Origin of the sequence: Marinimicrobium sp. C6131, from assembly GCF_026153455.1 — a bacterium.
Classification (GTDB): domain Bacteria; phylum Pseudomonadota; class Gammaproteobacteria; order Pseudomonadales; family Cellvibrionaceae; genus Marinimicrobium.
Genome location: NZ_CP110629.1, coordinates 2,579,367 through 2,594,831 on the forward strand (window position 1 = coordinate 2,579,367; position 15,465 = coordinate 2,594,831).

At 62.5% G+C, this 15,465-nt stretch carries 15 protein-coding genes; 10 read left to right on the top strand and 5 right to left on the bottom strand.

All coding sequences use genetic code 11. The features are described from left to right. The first annotated feature begins 12 nt into the window (after positions 1-12). Positions 13-255: a hypothetical protein gene (locus tag OOT55_RS11180; RefSeq protein ID WP_265365952.1), complete on the top strand. Its 243-nt coding sequence runs from the start codon at positions 13-15 to the stop codon at positions 253-255. Between the two features lie 14 nt (positions 256-269). Here the strand turns inward: OOT55_RS11180 and OOT55_RS11185 are convergent, their stop codons facing one another. Continuing rightward, a complete protein-coding gene (locus OOT55_RS11185) occupies positions 270-875 on the bottom strand; it encodes a methyltransferase family protein (RefSeq protein WP_265365953.1) in 606 nt (201 codons plus the stop codon). 144 nt (positions 876-1,019) lie between these two features. Between OOT55_RS11185 and OOT55_RS11190 the strand changes: the two genes are divergently transcribed. Both OOT55_RS11190 and OOT55_RS11195 read left to right on the top strand, forming a co-directional pair. After that, positions 1,020-1,640: a LysE family translocator gene (locus OOT55_RS11190; protein WP_265365954.1), complete on the top strand. Its 621-nt coding sequence runs from the start codon at positions 1,020-1,022 to the stop codon at positions 1,638-1,640. Positions 1,641-1,719: 79 nt separating this feature from the next. After that, positions 1,720-2,034, top strand: coding sequence for a hypothetical protein (locus OOT55_RS11195; protein WP_265365955.1), 315 nt, complete (start codon positions 1,720-1,722; stop codon positions 2,032-2,034). 5 nt (positions 2,035-2,039) lie between these two features. Here the strand turns inward: OOT55_RS11195 and OOT55_RS11200 are convergent, their stop codons facing one another. Both OOT55_RS11200 and OOT55_RS11205 read right to left on the bottom strand, forming a co-directional pair. After that, complete coding sequence (locus OOT55_RS11200) at positions 2,040-3,998, bottom strand: endo-1,4-beta-xylanase (RefSeq protein WP_265365956.1); 1,959 nt, start codon at positions 3,996-3,998, stop codon at positions 2,040-2,042. A gap of 99 nt (positions 3,999-4,097) precedes the next feature. Further along, entirely contained in the window at positions 4,098-5,204 is a 1,107-nt protein-coding gene (locus OOT55_RS11205) for a hypothetical protein (RefSeq protein ID WP_265365957.1), read from the bottom strand. Positions 5,205-5,353: 149 nt separating this feature from the next. On the opposite strand from OOT55_RS11205, the gene msrA reads away from it, so the two are divergent. The 3 genes from msrA (at position 5,354) to OOT55_RS11220 (ending at position 8,127) form a co-directional block, all read left to right on the top strand. Continuing rightward, positions 5,354-5,920, top strand: coding sequence for a peptide-methionine (S)-S-oxide reductase MsrA (gene msrA / locus OOT55_RS11210; RefSeq protein WP_265365958.1), 567 nt, complete (start codon positions 5,354-5,356; stop codon positions 5,918-5,920). An 87-nt stretch (positions 5,921-6,007) separates the two neighbouring features. Continuing rightward, positions 6,008-7,369 (top strand): UDP-N-acetylmuramate:L-alanyl-gamma-D-glutamyl-meso-diaminopimelate ligase, encoded by a 1,362-nt coding sequence (mpl, locus tag OOT55_RS11215; RefSeq protein WP_265365959.1) that lies wholly within the window; start codon positions 6,008-6,010, stop codon positions 7,367-7,369. A 128-nt stretch (positions 7,370-7,497) separates the two neighbouring features. After that, entirely contained in the window at positions 7,498-8,127 is a 630-nt protein-coding gene (locus OOT55_RS11220; RefSeq protein ID WP_024461312.1) for a flavin prenyltransferase UbiX, read from the top strand. A 5-nt stretch (positions 8,128-8,132) separates the two neighbouring features. Here OOT55_RS11220 and waaA read toward each other — a convergent pair whose 3' ends face one another. Both waaA and OOT55_RS11230 read right to left on the bottom strand, forming a co-directional pair. Further along, positions 8,133-9,401 carry a lipid IV(A) 3-deoxy-D-manno-octulosonic acid transferase gene (gene waaA / locus OOT55_RS11225; RefSeq protein ID WP_265365960.1) on the bottom strand — a complete coding sequence of 423 codons (1,269 nt, stop codon included), beginning with the start codon at positions 9,399-9,401 and terminating at the stop codon, positions 8,133-8,135. A gap of 53 nt (positions 9,402-9,454) precedes the next feature. Next, the gene (locus tag OOT55_RS11230) at positions 9,455-10,354 is read right to left on the bottom strand and encodes a LysR family transcriptional regulator (RefSeq protein WP_265365961.1); all 900 of its coding nucleotides are present in this window, start codon (positions 10,352-10,354) and stop codon (positions 9,455-9,457) included. 137 nt (positions 10,355-10,491) lie between these two features. Between OOT55_RS11230 and OOT55_RS11235 the strand changes: the two genes are divergently transcribed. The 4 genes from OOT55_RS11235 (at position 10,492) to OOT55_RS11250 (ending at position 15,456) form a co-directional block, all read left to right on the top strand. Then, entirely contained in the window at positions 10,492-12,066 is a 1,575-nt protein-coding gene (locus tag OOT55_RS11235) for an NADH-quinone oxidoreductase subunit L (RefSeq protein WP_265365962.1), read from the top strand. Continuing rightward, the gene (locus OOT55_RS11240) at positions 12,063-14,555 is read left to right on the top strand and encodes a YbcC family protein (RefSeq protein WP_265365963.1); all 2,493 of its coding nucleotides are present in this window, start codon (positions 12,063-12,065) and stop codon (positions 14,553-14,555) included. The genes OOT55_RS11235 and OOT55_RS11240 overlap by 4 nt, the downstream gene beginning before the upstream one ends. A 134-nt stretch (positions 14,556-14,689) precedes the next feature. Then, positions 14,690-15,100, top strand: a complete 411-nt coding sequence (gene hisI, locus OOT55_RS11245; RefSeq protein ID WP_265365964.1) for a phosphoribosyl-AMP cyclohydrolase — start codon at positions 14,690-14,692, stop codon at positions 15,098-15,100. Positions 15,101-15,102: 2 nt separating this feature from the next. Next, the gene (locus tag OOT55_RS11250; RefSeq protein WP_265365965.1) at positions 15,103-15,456 is read left to right on the top strand and encodes a phosphoribosyl-ATP diphosphatase; all 354 of its coding nucleotides are present in this window, start codon (positions 15,103-15,105) and stop codon (positions 15,454-15,456) included. Positions 15,457-15,465: the final 9 nt, after the last annotated feature.

The window sequence follows — 15,465 nt, forward strand, 5'->3', positions numbered from 1 at the left end:
AGGATGTTATCTATGAAAAGCGTAAAAATCGAAGTGTTTGAAGGTGAAGAAAGGGAAGCCACCATAACCATTCCCGTGGCTGTACTCCGTGTGGCCGCAAAGCTCTTTCCCCGTAAGTACCTGTCGCCTCTTGAGAACAATGATGTTTCTCTGTCTGATATTCTGGACGCGGCAGCCAGCCCCGAAGTCGATGGTCGTCTGATTGAATTTGAAGATCATCGGGACAATGAACGGGTGGTCATATCGGTGTGCTAGCCCGCTCGGGGTCACTACAACCACCGCCGCACCAACTGGCGATAATCCTGGTACTCGACCCCGTAGGTTCGACTCAATGCGGCTTCCTCCCGGCGAGCCTGCAGCAAGATAACGGCAGCGCCAACCAGCAGGCACAGCAGGGTAAACACGCTGGGCAGTGCAAGGAAGAGCCCCAGTTGGCCCAGCATGATCCCGATGAAAAGTGGGTTGCGGCTGCGGCCGTAGGGCCCCTCGGTCAGAAGTGGTTGACGTTTGTCCGGATCGATGCCGGAGCGCCAATCCTGGCGCATGTAGGCGTGGACATAGCTGACGATGCTGTAGGACACCAGCAGCATTGCCATCCCGGCCAGTAGCACCGGCGCCTGATAGAGTGCGGGAAAGACGCCGAGCCACGGGTCGATGGGCCACAGGATACGAGCCAGACACACCCCCAGAATGGCGGCCCGGAACAGATTGAACGTCTGCCGGTACCACCAAGTGGCGGAGCCACGACTCCCGTAGCGGATATGGCTGATGCCGGTGCGCTTCCACAGACCGAGGCTGGTGCTGGTGTAGTGCAGGCCGATAAACAGAAAGTACAGCCCGAGAAAGTGGCGGGAGAGCTGGTCGATATCGGGCATGCGGGTGTTCCTGATCTTATCAATACTTCACTTGATTCGGTTCAGCCCCGATACTAGCGGATGGGGGCGCCCCGATGCCAGCCTGAATGTCATGATTGCGCCCATCTTTACACTTAACCCCTTTGATCTCCCGGGAACTCCTTGATGATATCGATGGTCGATGCCCTGACATTGTGGGTGGTCATGATGGCGCTGGCGGCCACGCCGAGTACCAGTGTGGCACTGGTATTGACCCGGTCGGCCGCCTCCGGGGTCGCGGCCGGTGCTGCCGTCGCGGTGGGCATTGTGCTGGGCGACCTGCTGTTTGTGTGCCTGGCGCTACTGGGGATGAGCGCCCTGGCGGAGTCATTGAGTGGTGCCTTCTACTGGGTGAGACTGGCGTGCGGCAGCTACCTGATCTATCTGGGCTGGCGATGCTGGCGTGCCGCGCCGCAATCCGCAAACCCCAGAGTGACCGCCACACCGGGAGGCCTTTGGCGCGATACGCTGACGGGCCTGTTGATCACGCTCGCGGATGTAAAGGCCATCGTGTTCTACGCCAGCCTGTTTCCGGCGTTTGTCGACCTGTCCCGGATGACCCTTCAAGGGCTGAGTGTGGTGATGGTCATTACCATTGTGGCGGTGGGCGGCACCAAACTGGCGTACGCCTACGGTGCGCACCGCATCGCGCAGGCGACGCTGACTCAGCGCTTCGCGAGCCCGGCGCAGCGAATCGGCGGAACATTGCTTGGCGCCATTGGTCTCTATCTGGTCATTGGAGCTTAAGCATCTTTTGCTACACTGACAGCGTGTTTCCGCAATGGCGGGTTCGCGGATTATTGATTCACCAGAACGGAGCGGTGACATGACCTACAAAGCGGGACTCTTTTGCGTAATCCTGTTGTCCGGTTTGACCGGGTGCGCGCAACTGGTAACGGACCGATACCTGGACCGTCATTGCGACAAATCTCACGTCGACTGCCCGGGCCGGGCGGTGGTTGATCGCAAAGCACAGAAAGCCGACATGGCGGCACTTCGGGCCATTGGCGAGCAGTTTGAAGACAAAGACAACACGCCTGAACCCGACCCACCCTATCGCGACTCCGCCGAGCCCCTCTGCCCTGACGGGCAGAAGAAAGTGTGCTCGGCCAGTACCGGTTGCCGCTGCGAGCCGGACTGACCCGGTTATTCTGCCAGGGTCAGTTCAAACTCGGCGTTTTCCCCGGGGAGCAGCTCAATGGTCTGCTCGGTGGTTTCGCCATTCAGGGTGATGGTCACCCGGTACTCACCAAAAAAGCCACGGCCGCTGAACTCCCCTTCACCATCAGTGGCACCGGTAAAGTCGTTCCACCAGTCATTGAAAATAGCCTCTTTCCAGGCGACGGCGTTGGGTTTTTCCCGCCAGTCTTCGGTATACATTGCACCATCCGGCGTCCAGTGGGCGCCCGCCCAGAAGCCCCACTTCTGCACCCCGACAGTGGCCGGATGGCTGAACACGGCGGTAAGGAAATCCCGGGTGTAGTCCGCCTGCAGCGCTTCATCCGTGGTGTTGATATCGAACTCGGTCACCCGGATGGCCAGTTCGGGAAAGGCCTCGTGAAAGCGGTCCAGGATTTCCAGCACCCGGGGAATGGCCGTGGGCGAGGGACCAAAGTGGCCCTGCATACCGATGCCGTCGATGGGCGCTTCCTGATCAACCAGATACTGGATGGTCTGCTGGTAGTGGTCCTGATGCGCGGCGTCGCGTCCACCGCCGGACAGAATGGAGTAATCGTTGATATAGAGCTTGTGGTGGGCCAGGGTCAGGCGCGCCTGTTCGAACCAGTCGACCATCACCTCATCGCCAAAGGCGTCCATGAGGTAGTGGTTGTCATAGGGCTCGTTCAACACGTCCCACTCGTCCAGCACATCCGCCGTGGCGCTGGCGATATCGTCGATATGATCGAGGACGATCTGCTTTGCTTCCGGGTCGGCATTTTCCGGTTCACCCTCCGGCAGGTACTCCTGAATCAGCTCCGGCAGGTTGCGCTTGGAGGGCCAGACCATGACGTGGCCCCGGGTGTAGAAGTCGTGACTTTTGAGCCACTGAAGGGCATCAATGGTGGTCTGCTGGCTGAAGTCCTCGCCCCACTCGCCCGCCCAGGGCGCCCACTTCAGGTCATTTTCCGGGCCGCTCTGATTGAACAGTTCCAGTACCTTTTCCCGGTAGAGGTCGTTATCGTCGCCCTCGCCCATGAGGATGTGCCCGACGGTCACCGAGCCAAAGTGATAGGCATGGCGGGTCATCTCGACCGCCACCTCGGCACCCTCGACCGGTTGACCGCCGCCGTCCAGTACCCGGACGGTGAAATCCCCTTTGCGGTGCTCATCAATGCGGGCGGCGGCCTCGGCGCGCCAATCGGCATCGGCCTCCCTGCCGCCGTAGCTCAGCTCGGTTCGAGGCAAGTCTTCCACCGCCACGCTCTGTCCGAAATGCAGCACTTCCACGCCGCCGATATCGAAGCTCTGGGGGCGATCACCGCCACCAAAGCCGATCTTCAGAATCAGGTCATTGGCCGCCTCGGCCCCGGACATTTCCAGCGGAATATCATAGGCCTGCCAGTCACCGGTACTGGTGATTTCCCGCTCAGCGTATTTGGTGTAGTCCGGTCCCGGGCCTTCCAGAAAGACGGTAGCGAAAGTCGCGCCGGTTTCATCGGTGGTACTGACCGAGCGCATATAGAGGCGAATCAGCATCACATCGCCTTCGGCCGTGGCCCGGAGAATGGGGTACTGCAACTGCCCGTTGAAGAACGCGCCCGGAGGGTTCTCGGCGTGAATGCGCACCGCCTGGGTGAAACCGGAGTGGTCCGCCGCCACGGTTTCCGCCCGACCGACCGGCTCACCGTCGTTGTCGCCTTCCCAGAAGCTGTAATCGGTGGCGGGCGTTGCGGTGATCACCAACTCACCCTGGTCGAGGGGGTCACCGTCGGGCTCAGGCTCAGGCTCTGGTTCGGGCTCTGGTTCGGGCTCTGGTTCCGGCTCGGGCTGCGGTTCCGGATTCTCGGTAGGTGGCGTCGAACCGCCACTGGACCCTCCACCGCAGGCGGTCAGTTGGACAGTAAGACCGAAAGCCATCAAAAGTATCAACAGAGTGCGGTACATGCGGGGAACTCCAAAAGTCATTCGTTATTGTTTATATGACTTTATGCTACCCCTAACGGTGCCCGCCGTCTACCCGGCCCAAACGGTGCGAACAGCGGGTCAGTCAGCGCACCAGGCATGATCCGTCATCCCCTCCGTAGCGCACAACGCCTGCTGCGCCAGGCGGATGTCCGTGACGTAGTAGAGCGTGCGCAACCCGATATCCTCTCTTCCCACATTGTGATAAATCATGCCGACCTGAATGTCCTCTGCACTGAAGCGGGTATGGTGTTCCGCAAAATACCGAGCCGCGCGGCCCAGTTCATCGTCCGTCAATAACTGAACGGTACGCCCCACGCCAATCTGATACGCCTGGGTCAGCAGCAGGCCGTAAAGCCGCTCCCGTTTTGCATCGGGCAAATCGCCAAAGGTCGCCTCGAAGGGTTCCCTCAGGTTGCGATGATTCTGTTCGACCAGTCGCAGGGCACAGTCCACCTGCGCCATGCGGTGCAGGCGAAACGCCTGGGGGATTTCGCAATCATCCAATACCTCGGGCCGCAATTGCATGATGCCCCGGGCCGCCTTGGATGACAGGGCGTTTTTCTGCGCGCCGCTCTCAATGATGGTTTTGCCCAGAAAGCTGGACATGACACTGTCAGGGAAGGTAAATCGACCCTGCTCCCGGCGGTGCTCGTAAACCACGCGAAACAGCTCCACCAGGGACACCCGATCGTTTTTGGTTCCCACGGAAATGCCGTCCCAGGTCCCCCACACCCGATAATCCTCACCCTTGCCCAACAGTCGGGCCGTAGCCTCTTGTATATCAACAAAAGGTTGATGACAGGCCAGGGCCAAGGGGTAGCCCCGGCGATCATCGGCTCCGGGATGCCAGTAGCTGGCCCGCCCCTTCTCCGCCAACTGTTTCCGGGTTTGATTGAGCCGCTCGATGGTTTCGCTCGGGCTGGCACCGTTGTCGATATAGGAGAGAAACTGGCCGCGATGGTCGAACAGCAGGTGCCGCTGAGGTTCCTGACAATAACTCTGCGACAGCAGTACCCAGGTGCGGATGGTCGCCAGGTTTTCCGCCACGCCCTGACTCTCCCAGAAGGGCGTCTGGCGTACCACCGCCAGCCAGGTCGCATCGTCATCTCCAGACTCAGCCGATGGATCCGCCGCTGCCACTGCAGTGAACGCGATCAGCACTCCAAAGCCCCATTTCCAACGCATGACATATACTCCAGGTGTGCACTACACTCACTCAAGCCTACACCAAACCACTCCCGGTCAAGGGCGGCTGCATCACAGCAACGCATCTTGCGGCGTAAATCGGACGTATACGTTGTCAAACCATAACCCTGCTCGATTGGAGACGCACCATGCGCCGCGTGCTTTTACTGATTTTATTATGTTCCCCTGCCCTCTGGGCCGATGACACCGCCGAGGCGATTTTTGCCGGCGGTTGCTTCTGGTGCATGGAGCCCCCTTACGATGAGGTCGAGGGCGTAAAGGAAACCATTTCCGGCTATATCGGTGGCACGGTCGCCAACCCCAGCTACGAGCAGGTGGTGGCCGGGGGCACGGGGCATACCGAGGCGGTAAAAATCGTCTATGATCCGACGAAGGTGGACTACCAGACGCTGCTGGCTATTTTCTGGCGCAACATTGATCCGCTCGATGCCGGCGGTCAGTTCTGCGACCGGGGGCGCTCCTATCGGGCGGGAATCTTCTATCTGAACGACGCGCAGGAAGCCCTGGCCCGGGCGTCCAAAGCCGAGGTGGAAGCGCGCTTTGACGAACCGGTCGTCACCGAAATCACCAAGGCCACGGCGTTTTACAAAGCGGAGGGCTACCACCAGAATTACTACCAGAAGAATCCGGTGCGCTATAAGTACTACCGTTACCGGTGCGGCCGGGATGCGCGACTGGATGCACTGTGGAAATAGATTCCGAGCGGGCTTGCCCACCAAGCCTACTCCCGGACAGGCCGAACGCGTAAACTGTCGCTTTTGAACCGGACAAGCGACGCACTTATGCACATTCACATTCTCGGGATCTGCGGCACCTTCATGGGCAGCCTGGCGCTGCTGGCGCGGGAGTTGGGGCACACCGTCACCGGCAGTGACGCCAACGTCTACCCGCCCATGAGTACCCAACTGGAAGCGGCGGGCATTGCCCTGCTGGAGGGCTACAGCCCGGAGCACCTGGAGCCCGCGCCGGATCTGGTGGTGATCGGCAACGCCCTGAGCCGGGGCAACCCGGAGGTGGAGGCGGTGCTGGACAAGGGCCTGCCCTATACCTCCGGCCCCGAGTGGCTGCGCGAGCAGGTGCTTCCGGGCAAATGGGTTCTGGCGGTCTCGGGCACCCACGGCAAAACCACCACCGCCAGCATGCTCGCCTGGATTCTGGAGTACGCCAACATGGCCCCGGGTTTTCTGATTGGCGGCGTGACCCAGAACTTTCCCCAATCCGCGCGTTTGGGTAATACACCCTTTTTTGTGGTGGAAGCAGACGAATACGACAGCGCCTTTTTCGACAAACGCTCCAAGTTCGTTCACTACCGCCCCCGCACGCTGATCATCAATAACCTGGAGTACGACCACGCCGATATTTTCCCGGACCTGGCGGCGATTCAACGCCAGTTTCATCACCTGGTGCGCACGGTGCCCGGCTCGGGGCTGATTGTCAGTCCCGCCGGGGTCGAGGCGATCGAGCAGACGCTGGCTCAGGGCTGCTGGACGCCCCGGCAAACCCTGGGCGCCGAGGGTGACTGGCAGGTGAAACTGACCGCCGCCGACGGCAGCGCGTTTGAGGTGTGGCACGAGGGCGCCGCCATTGCGACGGTGAACTGGGAGCATACCGGCCAGCACAATGTGATGAACGGCCTGGCGGCGTTGATCGCGGCCCGGCACGTGGGGGTAACACCCGAAGTCGGCGCTCAGGCGCTGGCGGCGTTCAAGGGCGTCAAGCGCCGTATGGAGTGTCTGGCGGATGTGCACGGTATTCGGGTGTACGATGATTTTGCCCACCATCCGACGGCGATCAAGACCACTCTGGCGGGGCTGCGCGCCAAGGTCGGGGATGAGAAGATCATCGCGCTGATTGAGCCGCGGTCGAATACCATGCGCCTCGGGGTACACCGGGAGGCGCTGAAAAACTGTTTCAGTGATGCGGATGCGGTATTGTGGTACCAGCCCAGCCACAGTGACTGGGATCTCGATGAGTTGGTGAATCACAGTTCGGTGCCGGCGCAGTTGGAGCACACTATCGAGGAGTTGATTCACGGGGCGCTGTCGCTGGCGGAGCGCGGCAGTCATATTGTGATTATGAGTAATGGCGGGTTTGACGGGATTCATCAGAAGTTGGTGAATCAGTTGAATCGGCATGCGTTGTAATCTGTCGCGGAAAGTCCGGTAACGGCGGATGCGCCTTCGGCTTATCCGCCCTACGGCCGAGCGCAGCGGTATAAACTCGCGTAGGGGCCGAGCGCAGCGATTAGACGCCGCATCCGCCGTAACGATCAATGAAACGAGGACCCACTATGGACTACCAACGTACCGTCACCCTGGCCATGACCGGCGCTTCCGGGGCGCAATATGGTTTGCGGTTGTTGCAGTGTCTGCTGGCGGCGGACTGTCGGGTGTATCTGCTGTTGTCGAGTGCGGCGGAGGTGGTGATTCGCACTGAGACCAATGTGGAGTTGCCGAGCGACCTGGAGGAGCAGCAGTTGCTGCTCAGTCAGATGTTTGGCGCTGAGGATGAGCAGTTGCAGTTGTTTTCCCGGGAGGATTGGTTTTCGCCGGTGGCTTCGGGGTCGAGTTCGCCCAGTTCGATGGTGATCTGTCCGGCCAGTGGCGGGTCGCTGTCGGCCATCGCCCACGGGGCCAGCAACAATCTGGTCGAGCGGGCAGCGGATGTGGCGCTGAAGGAGCGCCGGCAGTTGATTCTGGTTCCCCGGGAGGCGCCCTATTCCGAGGTGCACCTGGAGAATATGTTGAAGTTGACCCGGATGGGCGCGGTGGTGGTGCCGGCCAGCCCGGGGTTTTATATGCAGCCGACCCGGATTGAGGAGTTGGTGGATTTTATTGTGGCGCGAGTGTTGGATCAGTTGGGGATTGAGCAGGATTTGATGCCGCGGTGGGGGGAGGATTAGCCCCGCTACAAATACCGCCGAATCAACGTCAGAGTTTTCTCCAACGCCCCCCGGTTGGCTTCCGCCACTTCTCTGGCCGCCTGCCCCCGCACCGTGCGCAGTTCCTCGGTTTCGATCAGGCTGATCACCTGCCCCGCCAGTTCCTCCGCGTTTTCAATAACCTGTAAGGCAGCCGCCTCTTTCAGCAGGTCCGACACTTCCGCAAAGTTGTACAGGCTGGGGCCACTCAGAATCGGCAGGCCCCAGGCGGCGGGTTCGATCAGGTTGTGGCCGCCGTTGTCGATCAGTGAACCGCCCACAAAGGCGATATCGCTGGCGCCGTACAGGGTCAGCAGCTCGCCCATGATATCGCCCACCAACACTTGAACCTCGGCTCCGGGCGCCACTTGTGCGCTGCGCCGGGCGGTGGCGAAGCCGCGCTCGGCACTCAGTTCCGCCACCGAGTCAAAGCGCTCGGGGTGGCGGGGCACCAGCACCAGCAGGGGGTTGCTCGTGGTCTGTGCACGCACCCGGGCAAACGCTTCCAGGAGGAGGTCGTCCTCGCCCTCGTGGGTGCTGGCGGCAATCCAGATGGGACGCGCCGGATTCCCTTGCCACTGAGCCCGCAACGCCGCCGCTCGGTCCCGGACGCTGTCATCCAGCGTCAGGTCAAACTTGATATTGCCGGTGATGTGGGTGGCCTCCGGGCGCACCCCCAGATCCTGAAAGCGCTCGGCATCCGCCCGGTTCTGGATGCCGGCCTCGGTCAGGCCCTGCAGCATGGGTCGGGTCAGGCCGGCAAAGCGCTGATAGCCCCGGGCGGACTTTTCCGAGAGCCGACCGTTGATCAGGACACCGGGAATCTCCCGCGCCCGGCAGGCCGCCAGGGTGTTGGGCCAGAGTTCGGTTTCCATCATCAAATACAGACGAGGCTGTACCCGATCCAGAAACCGGCGCACGCTGCCCGGCAGATCAAAGGGCGCATAGGCGTGCTGAACCTGATCGCCAAACAGGGCCGCGACCCGGTCGGCGCCGGTGGGCGTGGTGGTGGTCATCAGAAGTTGCAACTCAGGCTCCTGAAGCAGCGCGCGGGCCACCGGCGCGGCGGCCAACACCTCACCCACCGAGGCGGTGTGCAGCCATACCAGGGTGCGACCGGTCTCCTGTGGCGGCACTCGGCCAAACCGCTCCCGCCAGCGCCGCCCCCAGGCCGGATTGCGCCGGGCGAGCAGGCGCAGTCGCAGCAGCAACAGGGGCGTGAGCAAATAGAGCAGCAATGTGTACAACCAGCGCATGCGCAGCATCATCCTTTCGGGTAACGGACGCACAGGATACCACTGCGCGCAGGCTAAGCCAGGTCCTGTATCGAGCGGGACAGCAGCTCGGACACCAAGCTGGGCATGAACTCCCGCGGCAGGGTAATGGCAAAGAAGTTCTCGAACAGGTTGGGCAGACGCTCGTAGCGGCGCAGACGCCCCTGCTGCAGCTCGTCTTTAACCACCACCTCAGGCAGTACCGTAACGGCGCCACTGTCCCGGGCGAGCAGACGCAGCATGGCCATGTCGTCCACTTCGGCCAGCACATCCGGCCGATATTGATGCAGGCTGCACAGGGCATCGAATCCCCGGCGAATTTCGTGGTTGGCCCCCGGCAGTACCCAGCGCAACTCCCCGTACCCCTGGGGAAAAGCCGCCTCCGGGTCCAGGTCCACCGGACCGATGATCGACAATGGCTGACGCGCCAGCAACTGGCTCTGCCAGGCCACCGCCGGTGCACCAGAGGGCTGTATCTGGGTATTGGTCAGCACCACGTCCAGCTCGTGTCGGGCCAGGCCGTTGAGCAGATTGGTCATTCCCATCGCGTGCAGACTGAAGCTCACGTCGCGCTCGCTGCGGGACAACAACGGCTCGATAAACGCCTCGATGAAGTTACGGGACATGGTCGAGAGCATGCCGATGCGTATCGTCTGCTGCTCGGGTTCAATACCCCGGCCGATCAGGGACTCCAGCTCTTCGCCCTTGGTAAAAATGACTTCGGCGTAATTGAACACCTGACGCCCGGCCTCAGTGAGCACCAACTTACGGTTGCGCCGCTCGAACAGCGGCTTGCCCATGCGCTCTTCCAACTGGCGAATCTGGGCCGACAGCGCACTCTGGGAGACATGCTGCTGCTCGGCGACCCGAGTCAACTTGCCCTCGCTGGCCACCCGCCAGAAGTAGTACAGATGATGGTAGTTCAACCGGCTCATGGAAGGAGCGCCCCTTAAATGTTCTATTTTTAAGAACTATTAATACATTTATATCTATTTTACTTAATTTACTGCCAAAGGGATACTCCGCTTCAACCGCTTACGGACTCAAAAAATGATGACCACGGAGTCGATGTATGAACTGGAGTGAATCCCTCCCCACCCTGCTGTTGAGCGCCGTTCCCCTACTTCTGGCCCTGGGAGCGGCATTCAGCGCCCGCCAGAAAACCCCCGACCCGGCCTGGCGCCTTGCCACCGCGTCCACTTGCGGCGCACTGCTGCTGGCCCTCGGCCTGTTGGTCTGGGCGCTGGTGCCGGGCGCTGAGGCCGGATTCTGGCAGTCCGCCCCCCTCAACCTGATCATGCTGACGCTGGTGAGTTTCATCGGCTTTGTGGTGGTGCGCTACAGCGCTCGCTACCTCCAGGGTGAGCCTCGCCAGACCCGATTCGCGGCGCTGGTGCAGGCGGTATTCGCCGCCGTCAGTGTCGCGGTGCTGAGTGACCACTTACTCCTGTTTCTGGCGGCCTGGCTGGGTATCAGCCTGGCCATGCACCAATTGCTGATGTTCTACCCTGAGCGCCCGCGCGCCGCACTGGCGGCCCACAAGAAGTTTCTGTTCGCCCGGGCCGCCGAACTGTGTGCCCTGAGCGCCTTTGCCCTGCTGTACCTGCACCACGGTACCGGGCAGATCAGTACCATCGTCGCCGCCTATGCCGGGCCAGTATCCCTGACCCTGACCGAGCAGTTGGCGGCCAGCCTGCTGGCAATGGCCGCGCTGATCAAATGCGCCCAACTGCCCCTGCACGGCTGGCTGATTCAGGTGGTGGAAGCCCCCACCCCGGTGTCCGCCACCCTGCACGGTGGGGTCATCAATCTCGGGGGCTACCTCCTGTTGTTGTTTGCCCCGCTGGTGCTGCAGTCCGCTCCGGCGCAGGCGTTGCTGCTGGTGGTGGCAGGCCTGAGCAGTGTGCTGGCCGCCCTGGTGATGATGACCCGCATCAGCATCAAGGTCCGTCTGGCCTGGTCCACCAGCGCCCAGATGGGGCTGATGCTGGTGGAAATTGCCCTGGGCCTGGTGGAACTGGCGCTGCTGCACTTGTTGGCCCACTCCTGCTACAAGGCTTACGCCTTCCTCAGTTCCGGTGAAGCAGTCGTTCAGGACCGGCAGCGCCGGCTGGCCCCGGCCCGCACGCCCGCGATTGGCCAGTGGCTTGGCGCCGGGCTGTGCAGTGTTCTGCTGGTGGCCGGCCTGTTGTCCGCGGGTCACTACGGTCTTGGTCTGGCCTGGCCGGAAACCTTCAGCCCCTGGGTGCTGCTCGCCCTGGCACTGACCACCCTGATGGCCGAGCGCGACAGCCGGCTCAGCGCCGGCTCCCTGCTGCGCTTCGCCGCCCTGGCGGGCGCGCTGGCCGCCATCTACTTCAGCCTGAAAACCCTGTTCGGCCTGTTTTTCCCCGACTACCCCCGAGCCACCCCGCTGTGGGCGGACCTGTGGATGAGCGCCCTGTTTGCCGCGCTGTTCATCGCCTATGCGCTGCTGCGCCATGGCGCCCACCGACCCGCTGTTCAGCGGCTGGCGGTGGCGCTCTACGCCGGCTTCTATCTGGATGAATGGGTCACCAAAACCACGCTCAAACTCTGGCCGCACCGGCTCCCGACCCGGGCGCGCCCCAAGCAGTTGCACCCCATCTCTGAGGAGGGTTTGCTATGACCGCGTTCGAGAAGACGTCCGCCCCACTGACCGGGGAGCCCGATACCACCGAACAGGCCCAACTGCTGACAACCGCGCAAGAGCAGGCCCTGGATCGCGCCTGCGCCGGCATCGCCCCCAACTGGCCTCTGGACCGCATGATTGCCGTCAACCCGCTGTGGGCCATGCGCGAGGAGCCCGTCGATGAGGTGGCCGCACGCCTGTCGTCTTTGGCCTATATCCATTCCCTGATGCCGCCCAGCCATTACCTGCAGCGCTGGCAGAACGGAGAGATTCAGGCGGAACACCTGACGCGGGCGGCGGCCGAGCTGGGCTACCCCGGCAACTACCAGAACCTGCTGAAAGTGGTGAAAACGCTGAGCGAGCTGCCCCACTGGCACAACATCAGCGACCTGGTGGACGCCGCCCGGGACCGGCAGCACAAAATGGCCTGGCGGGACGAAATTATCCATCAGATCAGTCAGTTCTGTGCCGCGCACTATCAGGAGGACGGTCCCTTCAATACCGAGCGGTTGAATCCGCAGGGCGAGCGCTCGTCCGATCCCACCCTGTATCAGCAATGGCTGCGGATTACCCGAGTGGACCGGGGCATCGCCATTCTGATGGCGGAGCCCGGTCTGGGACGGTTTTTCGGTACGCTGCCCGCGACCGATGAGGGGCTGTTTCAGGCGGCGACCGCCGAGCTCGGCGTCGATGCCACACAGCTTGGCGACTACGCCCAGGCGCTGCTGTTGGACATCAACGGCTGGGCCGCCTGGGTGGCCTATCGGGATTGGCAGCGCGAGCTGGGCGAAAACGACAATGCCTCGGCCACGGAAATGCGCAGCCTGCTGGCCATTCGTATGGCCTGGGAGCTGGTCCTGTGGCGCTACCTGCACCGTCGCCACCCGGAACAGGCAGAGAACCTGAGTTGGCTCTGGCGGCGCGAACTGGACAGTCTGCCCGAATTGTTCGAGCGTCACCGCCAGGCCCAGCGGCCGCTGTGGGTATGGCAGCGGGCGGCCGAACTCGCCTACCAACAACCGCTCCATCGGTCGCTGACGCAAGGGGCGCACGCGCCCCGCAGGGTGGCGGACACACCCTCGCTGCAGGCGGTATTCTGCATCGATGTGCGCTCAGAGCCGTTGCGCCGGGCTCTGGAGCAGCAGGAACCGAACATCCAGACCCTGGGGTTTGCCGGTTTCTTTGGTCTGCCCCTGAGCGTGGTCACCCCCGGCTCGGCGCTGGCCCAGCCGCACCTGCCCGGGCTGCTCGCGCCCCAGGTGGAAGTCCGGCTCGGCACCTCCGGGCAGGCCAATGCCGAGGCACGGCGGCTCAACTGGAGGGCACGCTTCCAGGAGTGGTCGCAAACCGCCGCGGCCACTTTTACCGCGGTCGAGGCCGGTGGCCTGCTGTATGCGGGTAAGCTGCTGGGCCGCTCGCTGTTGCCGGGCAAGGCGCCCGAACGCCTTGAGCTGAGCGCACTGCATTGGCACTGGCGCGATTCGGGAGAACCCTTGACCCAGGCCGACCAGGTCACCCTGTTGCGCAACGTATTGACCGCCATGGGGCTGACCGAGCGTTTTGCCTCCCGGGTGTTGTTGGTGGGCCACGGCAGCCACACCGAGAACAACCCGCACGCGGCGGGGCTGGAATGCGGCGCCTGTGGAGGACAATCCGGTGAAGTGTCGGTACGCGCCCTGGCCCGGCTGCTCAACGACCCGGCACTGCGTGCGCCCCTGGCGGAGGCCGGAATCGCCATCCCGGAGTCATGCCGCTTCGTGCCCGCACTGCACCACACGGTCACCGATCATATCGAGGTGCTCGAAGGCGAGGAGTCACTGGACGCCCCGACCCGCGGGTGGCTGACCCAGGCCAGCGCCGGTGCCCAGCGAGAGCGGGCAGCCAGCCTGGGCCTCAAACCTGATCAGGCGGACCTGGACAAACAGCTCTGCCAGCGCAACGCCGATTGGTCCCAGACCCGCCCGGAATGGGGCCTGGCCAACAACGCCGCGTTTATTGCCGCGCCGCGCTCGGTGACCGCCCCGATCGATCTGCAGGGGCGGAGTTTTCTGCACGATTACGATTGGCGCACCGACCCGGAATACACGCGCCTGGAACTGATCATGACCGCCCCCCTGGTGGTGGCCCACTGGATCAACATGCAGTACAACTGCTCCACCCTGGACAACCGCAAATTCGGCAGCGGCAACAAAGTACTGCACAACGTGGTCGGCGGTCACATCGGCGTGTTTGAAGGCAACGGCGGCGATCTGCGCATTGGCCTGCCCCTGCAATCGTTACACGACGGGGAGCGCTGGCGGCACGAGCCACTGCGCCTGAGCGCCTACCTGGCTGCGCCGACCGGGGCGATTGACGACATCATCGCCCGTCACCCGGTACTGCAGGCGTTGACCGGGAACGGCTGGCTGTACCTGTTCAGGCTCGACGATGAGACCGGAAGGGTGCAGGCCTACCGCAACGGCCACTGGGCAGACACTGCCGACTAATCCCCGCGCCAGGGAAGGCGCGCCCTCTCACAAGCCGGCGGCGAGCCAAAAAGCCGGCGGCGAATCGTGACGACGCTGGCCTCGGGCTGCTACACTCTCGCTCCGACTAACCGCTTGCGAAGCGCCGAACCACCATGAGCACTCCGGATACCCCCGACAATACTCAGGCCACCTGGCTCGATCAGGTCAAATGGAACGACGATGGGCTGGTTCCCGCCATAGCCCAGGACGCCGACAGCGGCCGGATTCTGATGATGGCCTGGATGAACCGCGAGTCCCTGGCGCTGAGCGCCAGGGAGAACCGCGCCGTATACTGGTCCCGTTCCCGGGGTAAACTGTGGCGCAAAGGCGAATCCTCCGGCCATGTGCAGGAGCTGAAAAGCATTGAGCTGGATTGCGATGCCGATGCCATTGTGCTCAAGGTGAAACAGCTGGGCGGTATCGCCTGCCACACCGGCCGGGAATCCTGTTTTTACCGGACCCTGAAAGACGGCCAGTGGCAGACCGTGGAGCCGGTTCTGAAAGACCCCAACGAGATCTACTGAGCATGAGCACACCGAACACCCAGCAGGTACTCGCAGAGCTGACCCGCGTTCTGGAGGCCCGCAAACAGAGCGCGGACCCCGAATCGTCCTATGTGGCCAGCCTGCACGCCAAGGGTCTGAACAAGATTCTTGAAAAAGTCGGCGAGGAGTGCACCGAAACCCTGCTCGCCGCCAAAGATGCCGAGCGCGATGGTGACAACCAGCACCTGATCATGGAAACCGCTGACTTGTGGTTTCACACTCTGGTCATGCTGTCGCATTTAGGCGAAAATGCCGACGCGGTGCTCAACGAGCTGGCGCGGCGCTTTGATTTATCCGGCCACGCCGAAAAAGCGGCGCGCAACAACCAAACATAAGTAGAGGGT